General features: G+C 69.2%; 4 protein-coding genes. 3 read left to right on the forward strand and 1 reads right to left on the reverse strand.

Features of this window, described 5'->3' with window-relative positions:
• Positions 1–94: adenosylhomocysteinase (locus ABT137_RS50850; RefSeq protein WP_351720864.1), on the forward strand; the 94-nt coding region annotated here is incomplete at its 5' end.
• Positions 95–286: 192 nt separating this feature from the next.
• Positions 287–919 (forward strand): hypothetical protein, encoded by a 633-nt coding sequence (locus ABT137_RS50855; protein WP_351720857.1) that lies wholly within the window; start codon positions 287–289, stop codon positions 917–919.
• Between the two features lie 28 nt (positions 920–947).
• On the opposite strand, the gene ABT137_RS50860 is transcribed toward ABT137_RS50855, so the two are convergent.
• Positions 948–1,883, reverse strand: a complete 936-nt coding sequence (locus ABT137_RS50860; protein ID WP_351720859.1) for an RDD family protein — start codon at positions 1,881–1,883, stop codon at positions 948–950.
• A gap of 141 nt (positions 1,884–2,024) precedes the next feature.
• Here ABT137_RS50860 and ABT137_RS50865 point away from each other — a divergent pair, with 141 nt between their 5' ends.
• A complete protein-coding gene (locus ABT137_RS50865; protein WP_351720862.1) occupies positions 2,025–3,032 on the forward strand; it encodes a stage II sporulation protein M in 1,008 nt (335 codons plus the stop codon).
• Positions 3,033–3,479 lie beyond the last annotated feature (447 nt).

A 3,479-nucleotide genomic window follows, 5' to 3' on the forward strand; every position in this document is an offset into this window, starting at 1 on the left:
CGGCGTGAAGCTCACGACGCTGCGCCCCGAGCAGGCCGCCTACATCGGCGTGAAGGCCGAGGGTCCGTACAAGCCGGACCACTACCGCTACTGAGTCCGAGACCCGCCCACCGGGAAGCGCACCCGTGCACCGACGCGCTCTCCCGGCGGCAGGTTCTCCGGTCCGCCGAGGCAGGCCCCCGCACCCCCGTGCCGGGGGCCTGCCCCTTTGGCCCGTCGACCGCCCGCACGGCCGTACCGCGGGTCCGAGCGCCGGACCCACGCCCCGTCAAGCCCCAGGACCCCCATGCCCCGCGGCCGCTATTCGCTCCATGATCCGCACGATCACACCCCCCTCGGCGAAGAACACTTCCAGTGCGCCCCCGGCCCCTCCGGCTGGCGTTATGTCTCCCAAGTGACCACCCCCTCCGGTGACCACAGCGGCTCCGTCGATCTCGCCCTCGACGACCTCGGCCGCCCCATCCGCCTGGAACTCCACGCCGGGGGCTGGCAGGTCCGTGGCGCCGCCCTCGACGGCGTCACCTGGGTCCGCACGGACCCCACCGGCACCCATGCCACCGAAGGCAATGTGCACGCCCACGCCTTCACCGGCACGTCCCCCGCATTCCTCGTCGCCACCGCCCGTCTCCTGCGCCTCACCCCTTCCGCCGCCGCGACCCGCGTACGCCTCGTGGCCTTCACGGACCCCGTCCTCGCCCCGCGCACCCTGGACCAGTCCTGGGCCTTGCTGAAGAGAGAAACACACGCCACTGACAACGGCCCTCTGACCGTGGACGAGTACCAGGTCACAGCTCTGGACACAGGCGAACAGAGCCCTGTGCACCTCGCCGGCGACGTGGTCCTGGCAGCCCCCGGAATCGAGTTGGAGGACCTGCGGTCACCGCCGTCGTTCTTCACCGACCCCGACTCCGAGGCCTGAGCAGCAGGCTCCGCAGGCCGGACCGTGCCTAGGCCGGAGGCACGAACCCGGTGGTCGGCCGCTCGGCCGCCGCTGCGGGAGGAGCCACGGGCGCAGCCGGCGGCGGAGGGACAGGCGCAGGCGTGGGTGCATGCATGGGTGCAGATGCGGGGGCAGGGGGCGCACCGGGTACCGGAGGCGCGTACGTGGTGGGGATACCGGCGGACGGAGAAGCTTGGTCGGCGAAGGCCCGCCGGGCTTCACGGGCCTGCCGCTCCTGCACCACCGCAGCCAGATACGCGGCCGGCGGAATGTCCGGGGGCGCCGGAGTACCCGTCCGCGTCGCGAGATCGCCCGCGAGCTGCGCGGCCATCGCCCACGAGACCTGCGGATCGAGCTGCTGCATCCGCGTCAGGTACTGCCGGACAGCCAGCCACAGCGGGTCCGGAACGGCCGACAGGTCCAGCTCGGCGAAACGTCCCGCCAGCCAGGGCGGAGGCGGCGGAACGAAACGGGCCTGCCCGACGGGCACCCGCTCCCGCACGACCAGGGTCCCCGCGAACACGTCCCCGAGCCGCCGCCCACGTGCCGAGACCAACGACGCGATACAGGCGACGACCCCGAACGTCATAAGGATCTCGACCACACCGAGAGCTCCCCGCACCAGCGCATGACGGAACCGGATGGGCCCGCCGTCATCCCGCACGACCCGCAGTCCGCACGCCAGCTTCCCGAGCGAGCGCCCATGGCTCAGCGTCTCGATCGCGATCGGCGCACCGACCAGCACCAGCAGGAAGGCTGCGATCGCCAGGGCGATCTGCGCGGCGTCGTCGAGCGAGGCCGTGGCCGCCGCCAGGCCGATCGAAACACCGATGTACACGGTGAAGGCCACGATCAGGTCGAGCAGCACGGCGAGTGCCCTGCTGGGCAGCCTCGCGGGACGCAGTTCCAGCGCCACCGCCTCGCCCGTCACCAGCTCACTCACGCCCGCCGCCTTTCCCTGGTCTGCCCTGTACAGCGCAAGTCTGCCAAGCTGAGGGCGCATCGCGCCGCAGTACGACAAGCTGACAGCTGCGACATTGCTACGACAGGCAGTCGACGACCAGCCGAGGAGCAGGCAGACCCGATGGACCTCGACGTCTTCGTCTCCGCACACCGAGCCGAGTGGGACCGTCTCGACGTGCTCCTCCGCCGCCAGCGGCGCCTCAATGGAGCGGAGGCCGACGAACTCGTCGCGCTCTACCAGCGCACCGCCACTCACCTCTCCCTGATCCAGTCCAGCGCTCCCGATCCACAGCTCACCGGACGCCTCAGCCAGCTCGTGGCACGCGCGCGTAGTGCCGTGACAGGCACCCGCCGAGCCTCCTGGCGCGACGTCGCCCGCTTCCTCGGACAGGGATTCCCGGCCGCCGTCTACCGCTCCCGCCATTGGTGGGTGCCCACCGCGCTCATATCCACCGCCATCGCGATCGTCCTGGGCTGGTGGATCGGCACCCACCCGGACGTGCAGTCGACCATCGCGGCCCCCAGCCAGCTCCGCGAGCTGACCCGCCCCGGCGGCGAGTACGAGACCTATTACTCCAGCCATCCCGCGGCTTCCTTCGCGGCCCAGGTGTGGACCAACAACGCCAGGGCAGCCGCGATGTGCCTGGTCCTGGGCGTCTTCCTCGGTCTCCCGGTCCTCTGGATCCTCTTCGAGAACATGCTGAACCTGGCCGTCGGCTTCGGCCTGATGTCCTCGGCCGGCCGCCTCGACACCTTCCTGGGCCTGGTCCTCCCGCACGGGCTGCTGGAGCTCACCGCGGTCTTCGTGGCCGCGGGAACCGGACTGCGCCTCGGCTGGACCCTCATAGACCCGGGCCCGCGCAGTCGCCGTACTGCCCTGGCCGAAGAGGGACGCGCCGCAGTGGGCATGGCGATCGGCCTGGCTCTCGTCCTGTTCGTCTCCGGCGCCATCGAAGGCTTCGTCACCCCGTCCGGCCTGCCGACCTGGGCGCGAATAGGCATCGGAGTGGTGGCTGAGCTGGCCTTCCTGGCCTACGTCTTCGTCATCGGCGGCCGGGCCGCTCGCGCCGGTGAGACGGGTGACCTCGACGAGACCGACCGCAGCGCGCTCGTCCCTACGGCCGCCTGATGTGCGGAGACCCCCTGTGAGCTGCTAGTCTCCTCTTCGCCCCGGAAGACCCGTTGACACGGGTTGGATGGGGAGGTAGATTCAAACAGTTGCCTAGAACTGGACAGGTTCAGGGCCGATCGTTAGAATCGATCTGCTTCACAACGGAGAGTTATCTCCGAGACACTGAAGCCACCTTCGATTTACTCAGAAATGAGTGGCCGGTCAGACCGGCCAAGAACTTCTGATAAAGTCGGACTCGCCGAAAGAGAGCCGGAAGGCAATCGAAAAGGCAAAGGCCCTCCAACGGCCACCGGAAATGAATTCCGACCGGGAACGGAACGGAAAACGGATCTGGTAAGGTTGGAAACATCGAAGGGAAGCCCGGAGGAAAGCCCGAGAGGGTGAGTACAAAGGAAGCGACCGTTCCTTGAGAACTCAACAGCGTGCCAAAAGTCAACGCCAGAT

The sequence above is a fragment of the Streptomyces sp. NPDC001980 genome (assembly GCF_040296885.1).
Taxonomy (GTDB): domain Bacteria; phylum Actinomycetota; class Actinomycetes; order Streptomycetales; family Streptomycetaceae; genus Streptomyces.